This window comes from Streptomyces silaceus (genome assembly GCF_001419745.1).
Taxonomy (GTDB): Bacteria; Actinomycetota; Actinomycetes; order Streptomycetales; family Streptomycetaceae; genus Streptomyces; species Streptomyces silaceus.
Genome location: NZ_LIRJ01000688.1, coordinates 1 through 1,097 on the forward strand (window position 1 = coordinate 1; position 1,097 = coordinate 1,097).

At 74.9% G+C, this 1,097-nt stretch carries 1 pseudogene; it reads right to left on the reverse strand.

What is annotated here, in order from left to right:
- Positions 1-1,097 (reverse strand): annotated as a pseudogene (locus AOK22_RS38680) (zinc ribbon domain-containing protein); the annotation flags it as partial.

Below are 1,097 nucleotides of genomic sequence, written 5' to 3' on the forward strand. Positions count from 1 at the left end.
GCGCCGCGCGGCGAGCACGCCGATCGTCAGCGCGCAGACCAGGCCGAGCGCCAACGCCCCCACGATCGCCCAGTCGTTGGTGACGTCACCCAGCTCGGACAGCCCGAACGACTCGCTCTCGTACCCGTTCCCGTACGTCGAGCTGCTGCCCCGCACCGTCGCCTCGGCCCCCGCGCCCCAGCCGAGGCCGAGCGCGGTGACCGCGAGGTTCGGCAGGACGAGCAGGGCGACCAGGAGCGGGGAGACGTCGGTGTCGTCGAGGTCGGTGATCTCGGCCAGGTCGTCGATCTGGGTGAGGCTGACGAAGGCGACCAGGGAGCAGAGCGCGAGCACCACGAGCAGGGCGCGCAGCGCGGTGCCGGTGGCCCGCAGGAAGATCTGCGCGCCGGGCCGCGCGGTGAGCCGGTGCGCGAGATCGGCGCGGCACAACACCCCGCAGGAGACGGCGAGTCCGAGCACGAGCGCGCCCAGCGCGGCGAGCACCGGCGACGAGGACAGCTCGACGCCCTCGATCTCGGGCTGCGCGAACAGCGCGAGCCCGAGGACGCCGACGGTCACGAGCAGCGCGACCCGCACGGCCGCTTCGAGCCCCGCGGTGCCGCCGCCCTGCCCGGCGCCCCGCGCCACCATGCGGGTGCGCAGGACGCGTACGCCGATGAGGAGCGCCACGATCCACAGCAGGGTCACCGTGAGCGGGACGAAGTGCAGGGCCGCGGTGCCTTCGAGCGTGGCGCCCGAACTGTCCGACCCCAGACCGGAGTCCAGCCCCGAGTCCAGGCCCGGGCCCATGCTGTCGGAGCCGCCGAAGAGCGGCTTCTGCTCACGGCCCGTCACCTCGAAGCCGCCGCCGACCGACTGGAGCAGCAGGGCGAGGGCGATCCGCAGGCGGTCCGTGAAGCCGACGACGACCTCGTCGTCCTGGCCGTACGCCGGGATCGCCAGGGACATCGCCCCGACGAGCAGCAGCACGACGGGCCACAGCGCGGCCTGCACGGATCCGGCCCAGTCGCCGCGGAACGTGCGGGCGAGGAAGGCGCCGACGGGTGAGGGCGCGGCGGGGGCGGCCGCGAGGACGTGAGCGGGCGCCGGGGTGTGGG